5 protein-coding genes are annotated in these 4,269 nt (G+C 67.5%); 4 read left to right on the forward strand and 1 reads right to left on the reverse strand.

The features are described 5' to 3' along the window. The 4 genes from AC1D2E_RS34940 to cydX form a co-directional block, all read left to right on the forward strand. A partial coding sequence (locus tag AC1D2E_RS34940) for an ATP-binding cassette domain-containing protein (protein ID WP_478201648.1) occupies positions 1-700 on the forward strand: 700 nt, incomplete at its 5' end. A gap of 32 nt (positions 701-732) precedes the next feature. After that, a complete protein-coding gene (locus AC1D2E_RS34945) occupies positions 733-2,340 on the forward strand; it encodes a cytochrome ubiquinol oxidase subunit I (protein WP_478201649.1) in 1,608 nt (535 codons plus the stop codon). 2 nt (positions 2,341-2,342) lie between these two features. Further along, on the forward strand, positions 2,343-3,497 hold the full coding sequence (gene cydB, locus AC1D2E_RS34950) for a cytochrome d ubiquinol oxidase subunit II (protein WP_478201650.1): 1,155 nt from the start codon (positions 2,343-2,345) through the stop codon (positions 3,495-3,497). Between the two features lie 21 nt (positions 3,498-3,518). Continuing rightward, positions 3,519-3,641: a cytochrome bd-I oxidase subunit CydX gene (gene cydX / locus AC1D2E_RS34955; protein ID WP_286367183.1), complete on the forward strand. Its 123-nt coding sequence runs from the start codon at positions 3,519-3,521 to the stop codon at positions 3,639-3,641. Between the two features lie 12 nt (positions 3,642-3,653). Here cydX and AC1D2E_RS34960 read toward each other — a convergent pair whose 3' ends face one another. Further along, entirely contained in the window at positions 3,654-4,220 is a 567-nt protein-coding gene (locus AC1D2E_RS34960; protein WP_478201651.1) for a GbsR/MarR family transcriptional regulator, read from the reverse strand. Between the last annotated feature and the right edge of the window lie 49 nt (positions 4,221-4,269).

The raw sequence follows: 4,269 nt of genomic DNA on the forward strand, positions 1-4,269 counted from the left end.
GTCGCCGGCCGCGCCGCTGGAGCCGGGTCTGGCGCTTCGCCTCAGGGATGTCGGCGCGGCCCATCCCGGCAGTCGTGCGCCCGCGCTGCATGGCGTCTCGCTGGACCTGGCCGCCGGCGAAAAGGTGGCGCTGGTCGGGCCCAGCGGCGCCGGCAAGTCGACCTTGCTCGCCGTGCTCGCGGGTGAACTCGCGGCCAGCGCCGGCGCGCTGCGCAGCGCGCCGCACTGCCTGCTGACGCAGCGCACCGAGCTGTTCCAGGACAGCCTGCGCGACAACCTCCTGCTGGCCGATCCGGCGGCCGACGACGCCCGGCTCTGGGCCGTCCTGCAGGCCGCCGGCCTCGCGCAGGAGGTGCGCGCCATGGCCGCGGGACTCGACACCGCGCTGGGCGAAGGCGGCCTGGGCCTGTCGGGCGGGCAGTCGCGCCGGCTGGCCCTGGCGCGGCTGCTGCTGCGCGACGTGCCCATCTGGCTACTGGACGAACCCACCGAAGCCCTGGACACTGCAACCGCCCACGATGTATTGCAGCGCCTCGATGGCCAGGCGGCGGGCCGCACGCTGCTGGTCGCGACCCACCTGCGGCGCGAGGCGGCGCTGGCCGACCGGCTGCTGGCGATGCGTGACGGCCGAATCACGGCCGACCTGCGGCGTGGCACGGCAGCCTTCGATGCGGCGCTGAGGGCGTTGCGCCCGGACTGAGAAACGACCGACAAGAACGCGAAAGGAACCCCATGGACCTCGACATCGTTGCCCTCTCCCGATTGCAGTTCGCCCTGACAGCGCTGTATCACTTCCTGTTCGTCCCGCTGACCATCGGGCTGGCCGTGGTCATCGCGATCATGGAAACGGTCTACGTGATGACCGGCCGGACCATCTGGCGCGACATGACGAAGTTCTGGGGYGTGCTGTTCGGCATCAACTTCGCGATGGGCGTGGCCACCGGCATCGTGATGGAGTTCCAGTTCGGCATGAACTGGAGCTACTACAGCCACTATGTGGGTGACGTCTTCGGCGCACCATTGGCGATCGAGGGGCTGATGGCCTTCTTCCTCGAAGCCAGCTTCGTCGGCCTGTTCTTCTTCGGCTGGGACAGGCTGTCCAAGGTGGCGCACCTGATCGTCACCTGGCTGGTGGCGATCGGTTCCAACTTCTCAGCGCTGTGGATCCTGATCGCCAACRGCTGGATGCAGAACCCGGTGGGCGCAGCCTTCAATCCGCAGACCATGCGCATGGAGGTGACCGACTTCGGCGCCGTGCTGACCAACCCGGTGGCGCAGGCGAAGTTCGTGCACACGGTGTCGGCCGGCTACACCGTGGCGGCCATCTTCGTGCTCGGCGTCTCGGCCTGGTACGTGCTGAAGGGCCGCCACCTCGAGCTCGCCAAGCGCTCGATGACCGTGGCCGCCTCCTTCGGCCTCGCGGCCGCGCTGTCGGTGGTGGTGCTGGGCGACGAGAGCGGCTACCTGTCGACCGAACACCAGAAGATGAAGGTCGCCTCGATCGAAGCCATGTGGAAGACCGAGCCGGCGCCGGCCGCCTTCACCGCCTTCGGCTTTCCCGACCAGCGCACCCGCGAGACCCACTTCGCGGTCCACATCCCGATGCTGCTGGGCCTGATCGGCACGCGCTCGCTGACCACCGAGGTGCCCGGCATCGAGGACCTGGTCGCCCGTGCCGAGGACCACATCCGCGACGGCATCAAGGCCTACGACGCGCTGCAGACGATCCGCCAGGCCAAGAGCGATGCCGAGATCCCGCCGCAGGCGCGCGCCGACTTCGAGGCCCACGGCAACTTCATGGGCTACGCGCTGCTGCTCAAGCGCTACGTCGACGATCCGCGCCAGGCAACGCCCGAGCAGATCAGCAAGGCCTCGTGGGACCTGGTGCCGCCGGTGTTCTCGCTCTACTGGTCGTTCCGCATCATGGTCGGACTCGGCATGTTCTTCATCGTGCTGACCGCCACCTTCTTCGTTCTGTCGGCGCGGCGCCGGCTCGATGCGCATCCCTGGCTGCTCAAGGTGGCCGTGTTCTCGATCCCGCTGCCGTGGGTCGCCGCCGAGATGGGCTGGATCGTGGCCGAGGTCGGCCGCCAGCCCTGGGTGATCGAAGGCGTGCTGCCGACCGCGGTGGCGGTGTCGAACCTCGGCGCGGCGACCGTGCTCGGCACCATCATCGGTTTCGTGGCGATCTACACGGTGCTGTTCGTGATCGAGATGAAGCTGATGCTGAAGGCGATCCGCAAGGGGCCGGCCGAGCATCCGGTGCCGCCGCCCAGCGTCTATCGCGCCGAGGCCGATCCTGAAATCGCGGGCCTGCCGCGCACCTCCCTGGGAGCCTGACCATGATTCTCCACACACTGCTTTCCTACGAAGTCCTGCGAGTCATCTGGTGGCTGCTGCTCGGCGTGCTGCTGATCGGCTTCGCCGTCACCGACGGCTTCGACCTGGGGTCCGGCATGCTGCTGCCCTTTGCCGGCCGCACCGACCTCGAGCGCCGCGTGATCATCAACAGCGTCGGACCGGTCTGGGAAGGCAATCAGGTCTGGCTGATCCTCGGCGGTGGCGCGATCTTCGCGGCCTGGCCGCAGCTCTATGCGGTGTCGTTCTCGGGCTTCTACCTGGCGATGTTCGCGATCCTGGTGGCCTTGATCGTGCGGCCGGTGGCTTTCAAGTTCCGCGGCAAGCGCGACGAGCCGAGCTGGCGCGCGCGCTGGGACTGGGCGCTGTTCATCGGCGGCTTCGTGCCCTCGCTGATCTTCGGCGTCGCGATGGGCAACGTGCTGCGCGGCGTGCCGTTCCGCTTCGGCACCGACATGCACATCTTCTACGACGGCTCGTTCTTCGGCCTGCTCAATCCGTTCGCGCTGCTCTGCGGGCTGGTGTCGGTGGCGATGCTCGCGATGCACGGTGCCGCCTGGCTGCAGCTGAAGACGCAGGGCCCGGTGGCCCAGCGCGCGCGGGCCTACGGCAGCGTGGCGGCGGTCGCGACGATGGTGCTGTATGCGCTGGCCGGCGTGCTGTTGTGGAAGTTCGTCGACGGCTACCGCGTGACCAGCGCGTTGCCGGCCGACGGACCGTCGAACCCCTTGCTCAAGACGGTCGAGACGCATTCGAGCGCCTGGTTCGCCAACTATGAGGCGCATCCGTGGCTCTACGTCGTGCCGGGGCTGGGACTGGCCGGCGCGCTGCTGGCGCTGCTGGGCCTGCGCATGCGGGCCGAGCTGATGACGCTGCTGGCCAGTGCCCTGTCGATCGCCGGCATCATCCTGAGCGTCGGCGTCTCGATGTTCCCGTTCATCCTGCCGTCGTCGATCGACCCGCGTGCCAGCCTCACGGTGTTCGACTCGTCGTCCAGCCACCTGACGCTGTTCATCATGCTGGTGGTCACGGCCATCTTCATCCCGCTCATCGTGGCCTACACGAGCTGGATCTACAGCGTGCTGCGCGGCAAGGTCGACGCCACCGCGATCAGCGAAGAGCGCGGCCACGCCTATTAACTGCGATTGAGGAATCCGATCATGTGGTACTTCGCCTGGATCCTGGGACTGCCGCTCGCCGCGACCTTCGCGGTGCTGAACGCGATGTGGTACGAGCTGATGGACGACGAGGCCATCCGGCACGACAAGCTCGACAAGCCCTGAGGCCGTCAGGCCTCAGGCTTTCTTGTCCTTGGCGCCGGTCAGCCTGTCCTTGAGCCCCAGCACCTTGGTCACGGTCGCGCCCATGCCCATGAGCTGCATCGCGGTTTCGGGCGCCAGGCGCTGCACGTCGTCGAACCATTTCATGAGCCGGTCGATCAGGTCGTGCATCTCGCGCATGCGCTGCTGGGCATGGCGCTCGGCGTCGGTCTTGGGTTCTTCGAGCAGCGCCATGCGCAGCATCGACAGCGTCGGCTCGACCTCGCGCCGACGGCGCTCCTCGGCCAGCACGCGGAAGATCTCCCAGACATCGGAGGGCGCCTCGAAGTATTCGCGCCGGTCGCCCGCGTGGTGGCGCAGCCGTACCAGCCGCCAGGCCTGCAGCTCCTTCAGGCCCATGCTCACGTTGGAGCGCGAGAACTCGAGCATCTCGGCGATCTCGTCGGCATTGAGCGCGCGCTCCGAGATGAAGATCAGCGCATAGATCTGGCCGACCGTGCGGTTGATGCCCCATTTGCTGCCCATCTCTCCGAAGTGGGCGACGAATTCGTGGCTGAGAGCGGGCAGGGTGTCTTTGGGCATCGGCCGATTTTCAGGCCGAATTGCTGAAGCTTCAAGAATGACTGAAAAC

The sequence above is a fragment of the Variovorax sp. P1_H2 genome (genome assembly GCF_056405295.1).

Excerpts from the sequence above, each read along its gene's own strand:
- cydX (WP_286367183.1), top strand. The coding sequence starts at position 3,519 with ATGTGGTACTTCGCCTGGATCCTGGGACTGCCGCTCGCCGCGACCTTC.
- cydB (WP_478201650.1), top strand. The coding sequence starts at position 2,343 with ATGATTCTCCACACACTGCTTTCCTACGAAGTCCTGCGAGTCATCTGG.
- AC1D2E_RS34960 (WP_478201651.1), bottom strand. The coding sequence starts at position 4,220 with ATGCCCAAAGACACCCTGCCCGCTCTCAGCCACGAATTCGTCGCCCAC.